18 protein-coding genes are annotated in these 17,886 nt (G+C 58.1%); 10 read left to right on the forward strand and 8 right to left on the reverse strand.

Annotated elements, in window-relative coordinates; all coding sequences use genetic code 11:
* Both DK510_RS16820 and DK510_RS16825 read right to left on the reverse strand, forming a co-directional pair.
* Positions 1-128, reverse strand: a 128-nt coding sequence (locus DK510_RS16820; RefSeq protein ID WP_160116555.1) for a hypothetical protein, incomplete at its 3' end; no start/stop codon positions are given.
* Positions 129-255: 127 nt separating this feature from the next.
* Positions 256-705 (reverse strand): isoprenylcysteine carboxylmethyltransferase family protein, encoded by a 450-nt coding sequence (locus DK510_RS16825; protein ID WP_109313078.1) that lies wholly within the window; start codon positions 703-705, stop codon positions 256-258.
* 216 nt (positions 706-921) lie between these two features.
* Here DK510_RS16825 and kynU point away from each other — a divergent pair, with 216 nt between their 5' ends.
* On the forward strand, positions 922-2,115 hold the full coding sequence (kynU, locus tag DK510_RS16830; RefSeq protein ID WP_109313079.1) for a kynureninase: 1,194 nt from the start codon (positions 922-924) through the stop codon (positions 2,113-2,115).
* On the opposite strand, the gene DK510_RS16835 is transcribed toward kynU, so the two are convergent.
* A complete protein-coding gene (locus tag DK510_RS16835) occupies positions 2,108-2,686 on the reverse strand; it encodes a TetR/AcrR family transcriptional regulator (protein WP_109313080.1) in 579 nt (192 codons plus the stop codon). The two genes, kynU and DK510_RS16835, sit on opposite strands and share 8 nt — an antisense overlap.
* Positions 2,687-2,785: 99 nt before the next feature.
* On the opposite strand from DK510_RS16835, the gene DK510_RS16840 reads away from it, so the two are divergent.
* Positions 2,786-3,250, forward strand: a complete 465-nt coding sequence (locus DK510_RS16840) for a (2Fe-2S)-binding protein (protein WP_109313081.1) — start codon at positions 2,786-2,788, stop codon at positions 3,248-3,250.
* A 3-nt stretch (positions 3,251-3,253) separates the two neighbouring features.
* Positions 3,254-5,494, forward strand: coding sequence for a xanthine dehydrogenase family protein molybdopterin-binding subunit (locus DK510_RS16845; protein WP_109313082.1), 2,241 nt, complete (start codon positions 3,254-3,256; stop codon positions 5,492-5,494).
* 46 nt (positions 5,495-5,540) lie between these two features.
* Here DK510_RS16845 and DK510_RS16850 read toward each other — a convergent pair whose 3' ends face one another.
* The 3 genes from DK510_RS16850 to DK510_RS16860 all read right to left on the reverse strand — a co-directional run bounded on the left by DK510_RS16850 (position 5,541) and on the right by DK510_RS16860 (position 9,129).
* Positions 5,541-6,320 carry a gamma-glutamyl-gamma-aminobutyrate hydrolase family protein gene (locus tag DK510_RS16850; RefSeq protein WP_109313083.1) on the reverse strand — a complete coding sequence of 260 codons (780 nt, stop codon included), beginning with the start codon at positions 6,318-6,320 and terminating at the stop codon, positions 5,541-5,543.
* A 225-nt stretch (positions 6,321-6,545) separates the two neighbouring features.
* Positions 6,546-6,971 (reverse strand): heme-binding protein, encoded by a 426-nt coding sequence (locus DK510_RS16855; RefSeq protein ID WP_109313084.1) that lies wholly within the window; start codon positions 6,969-6,971, stop codon positions 6,546-6,548.
* Positions 6,972-6,996: 25 nt separating this feature from the next.
* Entirely contained in the window at positions 6,997-9,129 is a 2,133-nt protein-coding gene (locus tag DK510_RS16860) for a malate synthase G (RefSeq protein ID WP_109313085.1), read from the reverse strand.
* A gap of 206 nt (positions 9,130-9,335) precedes the next feature.
* On the opposite strand from DK510_RS16860, the gene pepN reads away from it, so the two are divergent.
* The 5 genes from pepN to DK510_RS16885 all read left to right on the forward strand — a co-directional run bounded on the left by pepN (position 9,336) and on the right by DK510_RS16885 (position 15,871).
* Positions 9,336-11,888: an aminopeptidase N gene (pepN, locus tag DK510_RS16865; RefSeq protein WP_109313086.1), complete on the forward strand. Its 2,553-nt coding sequence runs from the start codon at positions 9,336-9,338 to the stop codon at positions 11,886-11,888.
* The gene (locus DK510_RS16870; protein ID WP_109313087.1) at positions 11,885-12,313 is read left to right on the forward strand and encodes a hypothetical protein; all 429 of its coding nucleotides are present in this window, start codon (positions 11,885-11,887) and stop codon (positions 12,311-12,313) included. Before pepN ends, DK510_RS16870 begins: the two co-directional genes overlap by 4 nt.
* Positions 12,314-12,443: 130 nt before the next feature.
* The gene (locus DK510_RS16875; RefSeq protein ID WP_109313332.1) at positions 12,444-13,706 is read left to right on the forward strand and encodes a hypothetical protein; all 1,263 of its coding nucleotides are present in this window, start codon (positions 12,444-12,446) and stop codon (positions 13,704-13,706) included.
* A gap of 70 nt (positions 13,707-13,776) precedes the next feature.
* Positions 13,777-15,288, forward strand: a complete 1,512-nt coding sequence (gatB, locus tag DK510_RS16880) for an Asp-tRNA(Asn)/Glu-tRNA(Gln) amidotransferase subunit GatB (protein ID WP_109313088.1) — start codon at positions 13,777-13,779, stop codon at positions 15,286-15,288.
* Between the two features lie 172 nt (positions 15,289-15,460).
* Positions 15,461-15,871, forward strand: a complete 411-nt coding sequence (locus tag DK510_RS16885) for a DUF4177 domain-containing protein (protein ID WP_109313089.1) — start codon at positions 15,461-15,463, stop codon at positions 15,869-15,871.
* A gap of 36 nt (positions 15,872-15,907) precedes the next feature.
* Here DK510_RS16885 and DK510_RS16890 read toward each other — a convergent pair whose 3' ends face one another.
* The gene (locus DK510_RS16890; RefSeq protein WP_109313090.1) at positions 15,908-16,297 is read right to left on the reverse strand and encodes a VOC family protein; all 390 of its coding nucleotides are present in this window, start codon (positions 16,295-16,297) and stop codon (positions 15,908-15,910) included.
* A gap of 40 nt (positions 16,298-16,337) precedes the next feature.
* Between DK510_RS16890 and DK510_RS16895 the strand changes: the two genes are divergently transcribed.
* Positions 16,338-16,874, forward strand: a complete 537-nt coding sequence (locus DK510_RS16895; protein ID WP_109313091.1) for a winged helix-turn-helix transcriptional regulator — start codon at positions 16,338-16,340, stop codon at positions 16,872-16,874.
* 20 nt (positions 16,875-16,894) lie between these two features.
* Here the strand turns inward: DK510_RS16895 and DK510_RS16900 are convergent, their stop codons facing one another.
* Positions 16,895-17,149, reverse strand: a complete 255-nt coding sequence (locus DK510_RS16900; RefSeq protein WP_109313092.1) for a BolA family transcriptional regulator — start codon at positions 17,147-17,149, stop codon at positions 16,895-16,897.
* A gap of 108 nt (positions 17,150-17,257) precedes the next feature.
* Here DK510_RS16900 and DK510_RS16905 point away from each other — a divergent pair, with 108 nt between their 5' ends.
* Positions 17,258-17,884 carry a J domain-containing protein gene (locus tag DK510_RS16905; protein WP_058274352.1) on the forward strand — a complete coding sequence of 209 codons (627 nt, stop codon included), beginning with the start codon at positions 17,258-17,260 and terminating at the stop codon, positions 17,882-17,884.
* The last annotated feature ends 2 nt before the right edge of the window (positions 17,885-17,886 follow it).

Raw genomic sequence — 17,886 nt, forward strand, 5'->3', positions numbered from 1 at the left:
GCCGCAGCGCCCGCACCCTTCTCAATCAGACATTCATAGCCCAACTTCTGAAGCTGCAACGCCGACTCCGGCGTCATCCCAACACGGTTCTCACCGTCATAAGTCTCTCTCGGTGTGCCTATCTTCACTGGCAGTCCCCCTAATTTTCACTCTGACCGAGCGGGTGGTCGGTATTGTTTGTTAAGCAAAGGTGTATCCTGCGCAACATTATTTCGCAAGCGCAGCATTATTACGTTGTGTCATTACCACATCACCTCATATCCATCGGCGGGTTTGGCGTTCATATCGGGCAAATTCGGCGCGAAAAGTTCTGCGCATTCTGTCCTCTTCTGGCACGATGAAACGACGTTCCAGAAGCCATACGAATATTGGAATCAGAACCAATGACGTTATGGCATCAAACCGCAGGATCAGGCCGGACAGGATGAGCACATCGCCCACGTATATGGGGTTTCGGCTACGATTGAAGATCCCTGACCGCACCAGCGATGTAGGCGTTTCATGCGGGATAATCGTGGTGCGATGACGGCGAAATTCGGCTGCGGCCAGAACGATCATGATGACACCGCCACCGATCAAAACACCGCTGAGCAAATCAACAAACCCGTTGTCGAGCGACAGCCCCATCGGCATATGCCGCGCCTGCAGCCATGCCAGCACCGCAAAGCCCAGCAACCACACCGGAGGGATGTCGATTTTTTGCATGTCGGGCAGTCTTTCGTATTCGGGCAGGGCAAAGTGTCGCTTTTGCCCGATGACCTACCGCTTTTTGCCGGAAATAGCAAAATCACAGTTGGTCGCAGCCGCGCAATCGACGCGGTCCGGACATGGATGCAGAGAGGGTCTTCGATGATGGACAGTCGCTTTTGGATCAGATAGCCATTTTACATCAACAATTGCCCGCATAATGAAGAGAAAACGATGACCGACTTTGCCGCGACAAAAGCCATGTTCAACCTTCCCCAAGGCGTCGTTTATCTGGACGGAAACTCGCTTGGACCGCTGCCGCGCGCTGCCGGAGACCGGGTCAGTGACATGATGGTTCAGGAATGGGGGCAGATGCTGATCACCGGCTGGAACAAGGCAGGCTGGATGGCGATGCCGACCGGTTTGGGTGATCGCATCGGACGGCTGATTGGCGCAGAACCCGGTAGTATCGTCACCGGTGACACCCTGTCGATCAAGGTTTACCAGGCCGTTGCTTCAGCGCTGGAATTGTGCCCGGACCGCAAGGTCGTGCTTTCGGACAACGGTAACTTTCCTTCCGACCTCTACATGGTGGATGGCCTGCTTCGCTCACTCGGGCCGGAATATGAACTGCGCGTCGTCGCGCCGGAAGACGTAGCTGACAATGTGACCGAGGATGTAGCCGTTTTGATGCTGACCGAGGTGGATTACCGCTCGGGCCGGATCCACGACATGAAAGCTTTGACAAAACTTGCCCATGCAAACGGTACAGTGACAGTCTGGGACCTGGCCCATTCAGCTGGCGCGATTCCCGTCAATTTGGCGGCATGCAATGCAGATTTCGCGGTTGGTTGCACCTACAAATACCTGAACGGCGGGCCGGGTGCGCCCGCATTCATCTATGTCGCCCCGCGCCTGACGGAACAGGTGCGCCCCGCATTGTCCGGGTGGTTGGGCCACGAGTCGCCTTTTGCCTTTGATCTGGACTATCGCGCCGGCAACGGGATCGAAAGAATGCGTGTCGGTACGCCTCCGATCCTTCAGATGGTCGCCTTATCCGCGGCGATGGACATATGGGATATGGCTGACATGCAGGACGTACGGACCAAATCCATTGAATTGACCGAGTTGTTCATCAAACGTGTCGAAGCCGCCTGCCCCGATTTGCAACTGGCAAGCCCGCGTGATCCTGCCCAGCGCGGTAGTCAGGTGTCTTTCCGATTTGCCGACGGCTATGCCGCCATGCAGGCCCTGATTGCCCACGGTGTGATCGGAGACTTCCGCGCGCCTGACATCATGCGGTTTGGCTTCACGCCGCTGTACATTGATGAGCAGGATGTTGAAAATGCAGTCGAAATCTTGGCGGACATCATGCAGAACCGCCTGTGGGACGCACCAGAATTCAAGGTGCGTCAGCGCGTTACCTGACTTCTAGCCCGGCTCCTATCAGAGCGGCAAACTGGGCAACACGGGTTTCATATTCTTCCGCGCCAATAGCGCTTGCCTTCAGCCCCTTCAGAGTGGCCGTTATCGTTTTGGCCGTCTCGTCTGCCTCCACCTGCAACCTGACTCGCCCGGCCTGATCTTCGCGCTTCAGCCACTCGGCATATAGGCGCGCAAGCTTAGCCTCGCCTTGCGATATGATTTCTGACGACATGGATTTGGTCGTATCCAACATTTCAAGCCCATGAGGGGACGCTAGGATGGTGGCCATCCCTTCGGTTTGAGCGTGAACCGCGCCCTTGAAAATGTCCGAAACTGAGCCCGGTTTGGTCAGCGCCGCAGCCACTGCAACGCTTTTCGCTGCATAGTAGAGTTCGGTCAGCTTAGTGACGATCGCCTCTTTATTTTTGAAATGCAGATACACTGCCGGACGGGACATCCCTGCGCCCTGCGCTATGTCATCCATCGAGGTCTTGCGGAATCCATAAGTCGCAAAGGCCCGAAACGCCGAGTCCAGGATCGCCTGTTGCCGTGAATCTTCAGTTACATCTGCCATCCCCGAACTCGTGACACTTTTTGTTCATTTTGTCAATTGACATACTGACATTTTTCACCAATTATGTCATAAACCAGCCACAGCTACGAGAGGTGCGCCATGGCGACCGCCCTTAAGATCAACGGAACGCAACATCAGGTTGACCTGCCCGATGACGTCCCTCTGCTTTGGGTTCTACGGGATAAGGTCGGCTTGACTGGCACCAAATTCGGCTGCGGCGTGGCCGCTTGCGGGGCGTGCACCGTGCACATTGACGGCGAGGCTGTGCGTTCGTGCCAAGTGGCCCTGTCCGATGTCTGGGGCGATGTGACCACGATTGAAGGCATTGGCACCCCGGACGCGATGGCCGCGATTCAGCAGGCCTGGGTCGATCATCAGGTGGCGCAATGCGGCTACTGCCAGTCGGGCCAGATCATGCAGGCCGCAGCGCTGCTGGCCGAGAACCCTGCGCCTTCGGATACCGATATCGACGATGCCATGCAGGGCAATTTGTGCCGCTGTGGCACCTACCCCCGCATCCGCGCTGCAATTCACGACGCGGCATCCAAGCTGAAAGAGGCATAAACGATGGCATCTGTTGGAAAAATCCTCCGTCGTACGTTCCTGATCGGTTCGGCCGCGATTGTCGGCGGCGTAGCATTCGGCGCCTATTACGTCAGCCGCCCGGCCGCCAATCCGCTGAAGCCTGCTGAGGGCGAAACCGCGCTCAGCCCCTTTGTTCTGATTGATCAGCAAGGCGTCACCCTGTTCGCCCCTCGCGCCGAGATGGGGCAAGGCGTCAGGACCACTTGGGCAGCCTTGATCGCCGAAGAACTGGATGTGGAATTAGACCAGATCCGCGTTCTGCACGGCCCCGCGGCAGCGGCCTATTACAACTCGGCCCTGGTTGGTGAGGGATTGCCGAACAAGGGTTATGACATCTCGGACTTCCAGCACAATCTGGGGGAAACGCTGGGGGTGTTAGGTCGAACGCTGGGCCTGCAAGTTACCGGTGGCTCGACCTCGATGAAGGACGGGTTCGAGCGCATGCGCGAGGCGGGTGCGACCGCGCGCGAAACGCTGAAACAGGCCGCTGCCGACCGTCTGGGCGTGGATCGTGCGCAACTGAAAACCGAGAATGGTGCTGTAATCGCGCCGGACGGGACGCGCATTCCTTATACTGAGCTTGCCGAGGCTGCCGGCCAGATTGAACCGCCGGAAGTCGAACTGCGCGATCCGTCCAACTGGCGCTTGCTGGGGCGGAGCTTGCCGCGTGTGGATGTGGTCGGCAAATCCACCGGAACGGCTGAGTTCGGGATCGATGTGCGCCCCGAGGGTCTGAAATTCGCCTCGGTCCGGATCAATCCCAAGCTGGGCGGCGAGATGAAAGGCTTTGACGCCAGCGAAGCTGAGCAAATGCCCGGCGTTGAAAAAGTGGTTGATCTGGGCAACGGCGTGGCTGTGATTGCCACCAACACATGGCTGGCCATTCAGGCCGTCGAGGCGATTGACGTAGATTGGGGCGACGCCCCCTACCCGCCGGAAACCGACGCCATTTTCACCGAAATTGCCAATGCATTCGACGCGTCACCCAATTCGACCATGCGCGATGACGGAGACGTTGACACTCTGCCCGACGGCGCCACCGAAATCACGGCCGAATATGCGGTGCCCTATCTGGCCCATTCTACAATGGAGCCGATGAACGCCACAGCGCTGTTCACGGGATCGGCGCTGGAACTGTGGTGCGGCAATCAGGCCCCGACGCTTGTACAAATACGCGCGGCCAACACGGCCAACCTGGATAGAGACGCCGTTCAAATCCATACCACCTATTTGGGTGGAGGGTTTGGCCGCCGGGGTGAGCTGGACTTTGGCGAGATCGCCACTAAGGTCGCGATGGCCATGCCCGGCGTTCCTGTTCAGACCACCTGGAGCCGCGAAGAAGACATGCGCCACGACTACTACCGCCCCGGCGCAATGGCTCGTATGCGCGGTGCTGTCAAAGACGGTCAAGCCGTTCTGATTGACGGCAAGGTCGCAGCGCAATCCTGCACGCAACAAGCGGTTCAGCGCTATACCGGCTTGCCGGCTGGCGGCCCTGACAAAGTGCTGGTCGAAGGGTTTTTTAACCAACCCTACGCGGTGCCCAACTATCGCATGAGCGGGCACATCGCCGATCTGGATATTCCCGTCGGCTTCTGGCGTTCAGTCGGGAACAGCCACAATGGATTCTTCCATGAGACATTCATGGACGAGATGGCGCATGCCGCAGGTCGTGACCCGCTGGAGTTCCGATTGGAATTGGCCAAGGCCGAGCACGCGCCATCGGCAGGCTGCCTACAGGCCGTGAAAGAGATGTCCGGCTGGACCGGAGAAACCCCTGACGGTGTCGGGCGCGGTGTGGCGATGACCTATAGTTTTGGCACGCCGGTCGCTCAGGTGATCGAGGTCGTCGACGAAGATGGCACCATCCGTATCGCTAAGGCATGGATCGCTTGTGACGTGGGTCTGGCCCTGGACCCCGGCACAGTCGAGGCGCAGATGTTCGGCGGCATGATCTATGGCCTGACGGCGGCCGTGATGGGTGAGATCACATTCTCGGACGGTGAGGTCGAACAGTACAACTTCCCCGACTACGACGCTCTGCGGATGCACAATGCTCCAGTGACCCAGGTGAAAATTCTGGAAACCAACCACCACATGGGTGGCGTTGGCGAACCGGGGACACCCCCGTCCATGCCGGCCCTTGGCAATGCCCTTTTTGACCTGGCGGGTGAGCGCGCCCGCACTCTGCCTTTGATCAATCAGTTCAATCTGCTGGTTTGATCGTGCTGCGCCGGTCCGAACCCTCTCTCTCGGATCGGCGCAGGACTTACGCGGATTGTTGGACCAACGCCCTATCCGACCCGGTTGCCCATGCATGTACAGCAGCACCGAATGCCTTGAACAAAGGGCGTGACACGGGATCATTTTCGGCGTCCCATTCCGGGTGCCATTGCACTGACAACGTGAATCCGGGCGCGTCCTGAATGAATATCGCCTCGGGCGTTCCATCGGGGGCTTGACCATCAATCACAACCCGACGCCCAACCGATTTGATCCCCTGCCCGTGCAAGGTGTTCGTCATCACTTCGGTCGCGCCCATCAGGCGGTGGAATACTCCGCCCTCGTTCAGCGCAACGACATGACGCAGGGCAAATTTCTCTTCCAGGGTCCCATCAGGCGGCATGCGGTGGTTCATCCGACCCGGCAGCTCGCGGATTTCCGGGTATAGTGTCCCGCCCATCGCCACGTTGACTTCTTGGAACCCTCGGCAGATGCCAAAGAAGGGCTGCCCGCGTTCCACACAGGCCCGCACCAGCGGCAATGTGATCGCATCGCGCGCCCGGTCAAATTCGCCATGGGCCTCAGTCGCGGACTCGCCGTATTCCTCGGGGTGGACATTCGGGCGCCCGCCGGTCAGCAGAAACCCGTCGCAGACCTCAAGCAGCTCATCGACCGAGACATAGCGCGGATCGGCTGGGATCAGCAGTGGCAGACAGTCCGACACATTGGCAACCGCGTCCGAGTTCATCGTGCCACCGGCATGGGTCGGATATTGATCATTCATCAAATACGAGTTGCCGATGATACCGACGACGGGTCGAGACATGCTGCGTTCCTGCGTTTTATGTTTGCTTTCCAAAAACTATCGACAGCAAGAACAGCGCGCAATAGCACAGGCCCTGCGTGTCAGCGCAAGCTCTTGTTCAACTGTGCACATGTTGGAAAATGATCGCGCTTTGTCTGGTACTTTGGCCATTGCCCGTTTTTGTGGCTTTGCACGAACATCGCATTGGGTCGGAGAGCCCAAAAGGCTCTCCGCCAGTCATCAAGTTCAGATCTCGCCAATCAGGCCGGCAGTTTCGATCCCGGCCAATGCCGCTGCGGCATCATTGTCGGACGTATCGCCGGTCACGCCGACCGCACCGATCACTGCGCCCTTTTTGTCGCGCAGCAACACACCACCCGGAACTGGCACGACCTGCCCGCCATAGACGCCATTCACAGCTGCCATGAAATAGGCCTGCGCCTCGGCCCGCTGCATCTGCGCTGTGCCGGCCAGGCCAAGCATCACCGAGCCATATGCCTTGCCATGCGCAATCGCGAACCGACCGGGGGAAGCGCCGTCTTCGCGTTCAAATGCGATCACGTAGCCGCCTGCATCAAGAACGACGACAGAAAGGGGTTTCAGCTCCATTTCGTGCCCCTTCTCAAGGGTCTTTCGGATGATGGTGCGGGCTTTGCGGAGGGAAACTCCCATATCGTGTCCTATCGTTCCTGTTGGTTTAAAGGCTGGCTTTCAGTTCCAACCGGCGGGCATGCAGGACCGGCTCGGTATAGCCCGAGGGTTGCACACGCCCCTTGAAGACCAGATCACAGGCCGCTTGGAAAGCAATTCCGTCGAAACCAGGTGCCAACGGGCGATAGTCTGCGTCATTTTCGTTCTGGCGGTCCACCACAGCGGCCATTTTTTGCATCGCAGCCATGACCTGCCCTTCCGATACAACATCATGGTGCAACCAGTTGGCCAGCGCCTGAGATGAAATCCGACAGGTCGCGCGATCCTCCATCAGACCGACATCGCTGATATCCGGCACTTTCGAACAGCCAACACCCTGATCAACCCAGCGCACCACGTATCCAAGAATGCCCTGCGCGTTGTTCTCGATCTCGCGGGTGATCTCGTTCTCGCTGAGGTTTCGACCGCCCAGCAACGGAATGGTCAGCAAATCCCCCAGCGTCCCCCGCGCGCCACCGGCAGCCAGTTCATCCTGGCGCGCCAGCACGTCGACCTTGTGATAATGCGTCGCGTGCAATGTCGCGGCTGTCGGCGACGGCACCCAGGCGCATGTCGCGCCGGATTTCGGGTGGCCGATCTTCTGCTCCAGCATATCACCCATCCGGTCGGGCATAGCCCACATGCCCTTACCAATCTGCGCCTTGCCCTTCAGGCCGCAGGCCAAACCAATATCTACGTTGCGATCTTCGTAAGACGCAATCCACGGCGTGTTCTTGATGTCGCCCTTAGGCAGCATTGGCCCAGCTTCGATCGAGGTGTGAATCTCATCCCCAGTCCGGTCAAGAAAACCGGTGTTGATGAAGGCCACCCGCGATTTCGCAGCGCGGATGCATTCCTTGAGGTTGACCGACGTACGGCGTTCTTCATCCATGATACCCAGCTTCACGGTATTGCGCGGCAGGCCAAGGATGTCTTCGACCATGTCAAAAATCTCGACCGAGAACGCCACTTCTTTCGGGCCGTGCATTTTGGGTTTCACCACATAGACCGAGCCTTGGACAGAATTTCCGCCGTCACGCTTAAGATCGTGCATGGCGATCAGCGTCGTGCAGAGCGCATCCATCAACCCTTCGCCGATCTCATTGCCCTGTTCATCCAACACAGCAGGGTTTGTCATCAAATGCCCGACGTTGCGGATCAGCATCAGCGAACGCCCCTTCAAGCTGCCTGCCTCACCGGATGCCGTTGTAAAGCTTAGGTCCTTGGCAAGTTTGCGGGTGAAAGTCGTGTTGCCCTTGTTCACCTCTTCGGTCAGGTCACCCTTCATCAACCCAAGCCAGTTACCGTATGCCACCACCTTGTCAGTGGCATCGACGCAAGCGACCGAATCCTCGCAATCCATGATGGTCGACAAGGCCGATTCCAAACGCATATCAGCAATATGCGCCGGATCAGTGGCCCCGATAGCGCTGTGTCCGTCGATCCTGATCTGAATGTGCAACCCGTTGTTGCAGAGCAGTACCGCATCCGGTTTGCCCGGATCTCCGTCGTATCCAACAAATTGTTTAGGATTGGCCAGAGTTGGCATCAGCGCGCCGTCCTGTACGCTCAGATCTGAGACATCAGCCCATGACCCGAAAGCCAGCGGCACAGCGTCATCCAAGAACCCTTTGGCCCATGCAATCACCCGCGCGCCCCGCGCTGCGTCGTAGCCGCCAGCCGCGGGCAGATCACCCATCGCGTCCGTTCCGTAAAGCGCATCGTAAAGGCTGCCCCAACGTGCATTGGCTGCGTTCAGCGCAAAACGCGCATTGGTAATCGGAACAACAAGCTGCGGTCCGGGGATCGAGGCGATCTCGGGGTCGACATTGGCGGTTTCAATCTGGAAATCCGCACCTTCCTCAACCAGATAGCCGATCTCGTGCAGGAAAGCCTGATAGGCCTCGGCATCGTGGTCCTGCCCTTGGCGCTCAAGATGCCATGCATCGACCTTGCCCTGAATGTCCTGCCGCTTGGCCAGAAAGGCGCGGTTCTTGGGGCCAAGCTCGGCGACCATGCGCGCCAGTCCATCCCAGAAGGCATCTGCTGTGACACCGGTTCCCGGCAGGGCTTGGCCTTCGATGAACTCGGCCAGAACCGTATCCACCTGCAATCCGCTGCGCGCCTGTCTGCTGCTCATTTTGTTTCTCCCGGGAATGTGCACGACTGTATGCCGTCAGCATTTAGGACGAAAGTTTCCGATAGGCAACGTGCGCCGCAGCGTCGCGGTCAAAAAGACTTACCAAAATCAATTTTCGGGACATTCCGGCGCGCGGATCGCACCGCTTGCAGCCAACCGCCACAGCCCATACGTTCGCGCAAACACAAAATCACGCGAGGCCCCTGATGCGCGACGCTGCCCCAACGACGATCTATCTGAAAGACTACACACCCTTTGGTTATTTGGTGGACAGCGTGCACCTGACGTTCGACCTCGCCGCCCACGCAACCCGCGTCACCTCTCGCATTGCATTTCACCCGAACCCGGAGGCCAGCGACAAGACGTTCTTCCTGCACGGCGAAGACCTCAAGCTGATCCGCGCATCCATCGACGGTGCGGATATTACCCCCGAGATTACCGACAAGGGCCTGACCGTTGCCGCCCCCGACGCGCCATTTATCTGGGAGGCCGAGGTCGAGATCGACCCGGGAAACAACACCGCCCTCGAAGGGCTTTATATGTCGAACGGCATGTACTGCACCCAGTGCGAGGCGGAAGGGTTCCGCAAGATCACCTTCTACCCCGACCGCCCCGATGTAATGTCCACCTTTACCGTGCGCATCAACGGCGACCTTCCTGTACTGCTGTCCAACGGCAACCCCTCGGGCAAAGGCGAAGGCTGGGCAGAATGGACCGACCCGTGGCCCAAACCCGCTTACCTGTTCGCGCTGGTCGCGGGCGAGTTGATCGCCCATCCCGGCCAGTTCACCACCATGTCGGGTCGCGATGTGGAGCTGAACCTCTGGGTCCGTCCCGGCGATGAAGGTAAATGCGATTTCGGTATGGAAGCCCTGAGGAAGTCCATGAAATGGGACGAAGACGTCTATGGTCGGGAATACGATCTGGACGTTTTCAACATCGTTGCCGTGGACGATTTCAACATGGGCGCGATGGAGAACAAGGGGTTGAATATCTTCAACTCATCCGCTGTTCTGGCCAGCCCTGAAACCTCGACCGACGCAAATTTTGAACGGATCGAGGCGATCATCGCGCATGAGTATTTCCACAACTGGACCGGCAACCGGATCACCTGCCGCGACTGGTTCCAACTGTGCCTGAAAGAAGGACTGACCGTTTTCCGGGATGCGCAGTTTACGTCAGATTTGCGCTCGGCCCCGGTAAAGCGGATTGAGGACGCCATCGACCTGCGCGCGCGGCAGTTCCCCGAAGATAACGGGCCCTTGTCGCATCCCGTTCGGCCCGAGAGTTTTCAGGAAATCAACAACTTCTACACCGCGACCGTCTACGAAAAAGGTGCCGAGGTCATCGGCATGCTGAAACGTCTGGTTGGTGATGAGGCCTACACCAAGGCTTTGGATTTGTATTTCGATCGTCACGATGGGCAGGCCTGCACCATTGAAGACTGGATCAAGGTGTTTGAGGACACCACCGGCCGCGATCTGAGCCAATTCAAGCGCTGGTACAGCCAATCTGGCACGCCGCGTGTGACAGTGAGCGAAGATTGGAATGACGGCACATATACGATGACATTGGCGCAGCACACCGAAGAAACACCTGGGCAATCTGAAAAGCTGCCGCAAGTGATCCCCGTCGCTGTAGGTCTGCTTGGCCAAAACGGGGACGAGGTGCGCGCAACCGAGATTCTGGAACTGACCGAGGCGGAACAAAGCTTCCAGTTTACCGGGCTGGCGGCAAAACCTGTGGCCTCGATCCTGCGAGATTTCTCGGCCCCTGTGATCCTTGAGCACGATCACACTGACGCCGAACGCGCCTTCCTTCTGGCCCACGACACCGATCCTTTCAATCGGTGGCAGGCGGGACGGTCTTTGGCGCAGGACACGCTGTTGCGCATGATCCTGGAAGACGCAACGCCGGGTGCGGATTACCTGGACGGGGTGTTGGCCGTTCTCCGCGACGGCGATCTGGACCCGGCGTATCGCGCCCTGATGCTGGGTCTGCCTTCGCAATCCGAGCTGGCGGCGGCGTTGTCCGACCGGGGCGAAACACCTGACCCGATGGCGATCTGGACAGCGGTAGAGACACTGCGGCAGGCAACAGCCCAGCACGTTCAGGACCTGCTACCGCGCTTGCACAGCGAAACCTTGATCGAGGCACCATACAGTCCCGATGCAGACCAAGCCGGCAAACGTTCGCTTGGCAATGCCGCACTGGCCCTGACGTCACGGCTTGATGGTGCGGCAATGGCAGCCGAGCAATACGCGGCGGCTGGCAACATGACACAGCAACTGAGCGCCCTGTCCTGCCTGCTGCGCGCAAGCAAGGGTGAGGCCGAGCTTTCTGCGTTCTACGAACAATGGCAGCACGACCGTCTGGTGATGGACAAATGGTTTGCCCTTCAGGTCGGGATGGCCTCGCCAGCGACCACGGCAGACATCGCCCGCACCCTGACCGAGCACACCGATTTCAACTGGAAAAACCCCAACCGGTTCCGGGCCGTGATGGGGGCGCTGGCTATGAACCACGCCGGTTTCCACCGCGAAGATGGAGCGGGTTATGCGTTGCTGGCCGACTGGCTGATCAAACTGGACCCTGTCAATCCGCAGACCACGGCGCGGATGTGTTCGGCCTTCCAGACCTGGAAACGCTATGACGCGAACCGTCAGGACCTGATCCGCGCACAGCTGACCCGCATCGCAGAAACGCCTGACCTGTCACGCGACACGACCGAAATGGTTTCGCGCATTCTCACCGCATGACGGAATTCACGTTTACACGTCAGAACCGGGCACCGCGCACTGTCGGTGTCCTGATCTGCGTTTACGCGGCCTTGTTGGCACTTGTGATCCTGTTCGACGCGGGATGGTGGCTGATGGCGCTGTTGGCGTTGCCTACGTTACCGGCCATTTGGGATATTGCTCAGAACACCAGCGCAGGGCTGGTTCTTGATCAAAACAAACTGCGCTGGTTTACCGGCACCCGTGAGGCCGAAATTGATCGTTCGGACATTGATTATGTTCGCTTTGACACGCGTTGGGATTTCTCGGTGCGCGTTTCTCTGGTTCTGACATCCGGCAAGCGGATTCGGCTACCTGATGAGTCGTCTCCGCACCACAGGGACTTCGAACAGGCCCTGCAACAGGCTGGTTTTCGAATTGAACGTCATCACTTCGTCACATTTTGAAACAATAGGTTCATTTTTGAAAGATTAGAGGCAAATGCTAACCGGTCCCCTTCAAAGACCTTGAATTTGACACCGATTACGGCAAAGCTCTTACCCTCAAGTTTCTGGTTTGTTTGTTTTGAGTGCCGCCATGTTCTGGTTTTTTAGGGACCGTTCGTCCCGTTCCCGATTTTCTATTGCTCATCCCGCTGCATCCGGCGCGTATTTCGCTGACCCGGCTGTTTCGCCCGTGTTACCGGACCAAGGGCAACTGAACATCCCATTGGCTGATGTTCAGGCCCAGGATGAGATTGGGCGCAGCTCGATAGAAAAAGGCCGTTTCCTCGCCAGGCAGGATCGCTGGGCAGAATTGTCCGACCTGATGCACAAAGCAGACGACGCACGGGAAACTGCACCCGACGGCATGCCTGTCGCGGAATTGCTGGCGTTTGGGGCGCGGGCCGATGTGGTTCTGGCGGCAGAACATGCGCTGTCCGATGCCAAAGCGCTATCAGAGTTTGACGTCCTGAGCGGCATTTCCGAATTGGAAGACGAGATGCGCGCGCATTCGGGTTACCCGATGATCGCCTTGGTTGTCGCTTTGGCCCACATTGATATGGCATGGGCATGGCGCGGTACGACGAACGAAGCAACCCTGCCCTCGCTGCACCAATCCCGCTGCGCCGCCCATTTCGATCGGGCAGCTGCAATCCTTCCCAATTGTCGCGAGGCCGCAGCGGACAGCCCCATTGTCGCCTCGGCTGGCTGCGCAATTTTGGCAGGTCAGCGTAGAGCCAACACACGGGTGGCGGATGAATACGAGCGGTTGATTAAGCTCGACCCGTTGAATCATCGGCACATGCGCGCGATGGGGACGCACCTACTGCCGCGCTGGTTCGGAAGCTATGGCGAGCTCGAGGTCCAGGCGCTGCGTATGGCGGCTCAGACCCGGGACATCTGGGGGGCCGGAGGCTATACTTGGGTTCAGTTCGACGCAATTGCCCTGGACGAAGAGGCCTGCGCGCGTCTGGATGTCGATTTCTTCCTGGAAGGCATGCACGATATTCTCCGTCGGCGTCCTGACCAGCAAACCGTCAACATGTTGTCTGCCTACTGCGCCATCACGATCCAGAACGGTGCTGGCCAGTGCGACAAGGCTGATCTGGTGCGCAGCCAGATACACCAGGCTGCAAACTGGCTGATCCGCGATCACCTGACAGAACTGCACCCGTTGATTTGGGCCCATGCAGCAAATGGGTTCAACAACAGTGTTCGGATCAATTCACCCGAACGGTTCGCGGCCCGCGGGCAGCGCGATGCCCTGCGTGCAATTGGCGATCTGTTCCGCGATGAGCTGCGCAGCGGATTGGATGTGACGTTTACTCCGACGGGTTTGCGCCTGTCCGGGCACTGATTCCCCCTTGCCCCTAGGCCGTGCCGGGCCTAATACGCAGGCTTAGACTTCTGCGGAAATGAGGCGCGCCATGCTCGACCTGACATACGAAATGCCCAAACCCAAAACCATTGCCGGGGCCAAGCACGATTGGGAACTGGTCATCGGGATGGAGGTGCATGCGCAGGTCTCGTCCAATGCCAAGCTGTTCTCGGGAGCATCGACTCAATTCGGGGCCGAGCCAAATTCGAACGTGGCATTCGTGGACGCGGCGATGCCGGGAATGCTGCCGGTGATCAACGAATACTGCGTTGAACAGGCGGTACGAACCGGTCTGGGCCTGAAGGCGGATATCAACCTGGTATCGGCCTTTGACCGCAAGAATTATTTTTATCCGGACCTGCCGCAGGGTTACCAGATTTCTCAGCTGTACCAGCCCATCGTGGGCGAAGGTGAAGTGCTGGTGGAAATGGGCGACGGCACCGCGCGCATGGTGCGAATTGAACGCATCCACATGGAACAGGACGCAGGCAAATCGATCCATGACATGGACCCGCATATGTCCTTTGTCGACCTGAACCGGACCGGTGTTTGCCTGATGGAGATCGTCAGCCGCCCCGATATTCGCGGCCCCGAAGAAGCAGCGGCCTACATCGCCAAGATGCGCCAGATTCTTCGTTATCTGGGTACCTGCGATGGCAACATGCAAAACGGCAACTTGCGGGCGGACGTCAATGTTTCGATCTGCTTGCCCGGTGCCTATGAAAAGTATCAGGAAACGCAGGACTTCTCGCATCTGGGTACGCGTTGCGAGATCAAGAACATGAACTCGATGCGCTTTATCCAGCAAGCGATCGAGGTCGAGGCCCGGCGTCAGATTGCCATCGTCGAAGGTGGCGGTACTGTCGATCAGGAAACCCGCCTGTATGATCCGGACAAGGGTGAGACACGCTCGATGCGGTCAAAGGAAGAAGCGCATGATTACCGCTATTTCCCCGACCCTGACCTGCTGCCCCTGGAAATTGAACAGGCGTGGGTTGATGACATCGCAGCCAGGCTTCCGGAACTACCGGATGCCAAAAAGGCGCGTTTTATTGGCACCTTCGGTCTGACGGATTACGATGCGTCGGTTCTGACGGCCGAAGTAGAGTCGGCTGCCTATTTCGAAGAGGTCGCCAAAGGCCGCAACGGTAAACTGGCGGCGAACTGGGTCATCAACGAACTGTTTGGCCGCCTGAAGAAAGAAGACCACGACATCACCGCCTCGCCGGTCTCGCCTGCGCAGCTGGGTGGGATCATCGACCTGATCGCCTCAGACGCCATTTCTGGCAAGATCGCTAAGGATCTGTTCGAGATTGTCTACACCGAAGGCGGCGACCCGGCGCAGATCGTTGAAGAACGCGGCATGAAACAAGTTACCGACACCGGTGCCATCGAAACTGCGCTGGACGAAATCATCGCGGCCAACCCATCGCAGGTCGAAAAAGCCAAGGTGAACCCGAAATTGGCAGGCTGGTTTGTTGGTCAGGTCATGAAAGCAACCGGTGGCAAGGCGAACCCCAAGGCCGTCAATGAGTTGGTCAGCAAAAAGCTGAGCTCGTAAGCCTTTCGGTTCATGAAACTGCAACGGCAAGGTCCGTGCGTCTGGCGCGGACTTTGCCGGTCCCGCGCGCGGGGCGCAACAGACAAAACAGAATTTGCCCAAAGGGCGATGATGACTGTTCGAAACCCGACAACATGTTAGATTGCTGGGGATCGGCAACCAGGAAAATCTGATGCAGCGCTACGAATACAAAGTTGTCCCCGCCCCACAAAAAGGCACCAAGGCCAAGGGCGTCAAAACTGCCGAAGGGCGGTTTGCAGTGTCGATCGAACAGATACTGAATCAGATGGGGCAGGATGGCTGGGATTACCAGCGTGCGGAACTTTTGCCCAGCGAGGAACGCGCAGGCCTGACCAGTTCCACCGTGAACTGGCGCAATGTTCTGGTGTTTCGGCGAGAGGTTGCAGTTGAGTTTTCTTCAGCACGTGAGCCGGTTGAGGACAGCGATGATGCGCCCGTGGCTCAGCCAGTGCCCGGACCAGAAGAAGTGCAGGCCCCTGCACCGATTTCAGAAGAGGTCAAAGATCCGCCATTGACCTTGAAGCCCACGGACCTGTCCGAAAAGGACAAAGAGCAGACCTAAGCGGTCTGCTCCGCGTTTTCATAGCCAACAGCTGAATTACTCAGCAGCGTTTGCCGCTTGGCTCAGATCCTGCGCCAGCATCAGTGCATTGCCGTCCGGGTCGTAGAACGTCGCGGTGCTGACCATACCCTCGATCGTTTCAGTCGCCCCATCGAACCTGACGCCCGAGGACTCGAGCGCCTGACGCGCCGTCGCAATATCCGACACCCCGAACACCGGCACCGTATTACCCGGCGCAGGCTCGGCCTGTTCACCCAGGCCCAAGGTCACACCGTCAGTTTTGGTCTTCATCTCGCTCCAACCGGCCTCGTCAATGTGGTGGATCAGCTCAAACCCCAGCTTGGCCTGATACCATTCGGCACTGACATGCCTGTCTTGCACGGACATGGCGAGCGTGATCGTGTTTTCCAGTGAAACGAGTGGCATTGAACTATCCTTTTGTCGAAAATTAAGGTAACTATACTTTATGGACATAATGATTCTTGTCAAGCTTACATCCCGCGCCTGGTCCCTGAACATTCTGGCGTTGATGCATGAAGGCATGCCGGGACGACAGGCACCGCTACTGGCTGCGACAAGCGCCGGCAGAACCGCTTTTGCACAAAGCCTTGACCATTTGATTCAATTGGGTTTTCTGGAACGGAATCCCGGCCACGGTCATCCGTTGCGTCCCGAGTTTCAATTGACCCAAACGGGTGAAACTGCGGCCGAAATCGCCAGCCGAATCGTGAATGCCGTGCCTGATGACGCTGATTTCGCGTTACTCAGACGCAGTTGGACGGCACCTATTCTAGCACTGACCGACAGGCCCCAACGGTTCTCGACCCTCAAATCCGGTCTGATCACGATTTCCGATCGCGCACTTTCGACGTCGCTTCATCGCCTGGAAGAGCAAGAGTGGATACAGCGAGACATTGATGCGACGCACCGGCTGCCTTTTCCCACCTATCGCGCGGTGAATCAGGGAATCGCGGTTAACAGGGCCATTTCTCTGGTCGCCTAGGCACCGACCAAAGGGCCTGTTCAGGTATCAATATCCAGCGCCAGCGCATGAATGCGGGGCACGATGTCACCCAGTGCCTTATGTACGGCCCGGTGGCGGGCGACGCGGGATAGACCCTGAAAAGCGCTGGCACGAATACGGACGTTGAAATGACTTTCGCCGCCCTCTTGAAACCCGGCGTGTCCTCGGTGGCTTTCGCTGTCATCCACGACTTCCAGCTCACGCGGTTCAAAGGCTGCCATCAGGCAGGTTCGGATCTCGTCGGTAACAGTCATTTTTTTGCTCACGGGCGAAAATTTTACCGCCCCCCCTCTTCTACTTTCGGCTGCTTAGACTAAACTGCTGCCTCCGAGTCGAAAAGATGCGTTCTTAAGGATGAGCACATGGTGAAGTCAGACCCCTTCGGATTTGATATGTCCGTATCCACTTCGAAGAAAAAGAACCCGCGCGGGCGTCGCGGAATGTCGGGCGCGTCTGAAACCTCGACGCGTATCTGCGATCACGAAGGTTGCGAAGAACCGGGCAAGTTCCGTGCACCCAAGGCCCCTGACGTTCTGGACGACTTTTTCTGGTTCTGCCAGCAGCACGTTCGCGAATACAACAACAAATGGAACTTCTTTGACGGCACCACCGAGGCCGAGCTGAACGCCCAGCGCTCCAAGGACAAAGTGTGGGAGCGCGAAACAAAGCCAATGGGCGATCCCGAAGCGCGCGCATGGGCGCGTCTGGGCATCGAAGACCCGCATCAGGTACTTGGCGCAAACAGCACCCAAAACAAAGGGCGCACGTCAGGTGGTGGCGGTCGTCGCCTGCCCCCCACGGAACGCCGCGCGATCGAAATTCTGGAAGCCAACGACAGCTGGACCAAGGCCGAGGTGCGCAAAGCGTACAAAAAGCTGATCAAGGTGCTGCACCCTGACATGAACGGCGGCGACCGTTCCCAGGAAGAGCAGTTGCAAGAGGTCGTCTGGGCGTGGGATCAGATCAAGGACAGCCGGAACTTTAGGTAGTC

The sequence above is a fragment of the Ruegeria sp. AU67 genome (assembly GCF_900312795.1).
GTDB classification, from domain to species: Bacteria; Pseudomonadota; Alphaproteobacteria; order Rhodobacterales; family Rhodobacteraceae; genus Ruegeria; species Ruegeria atlantica.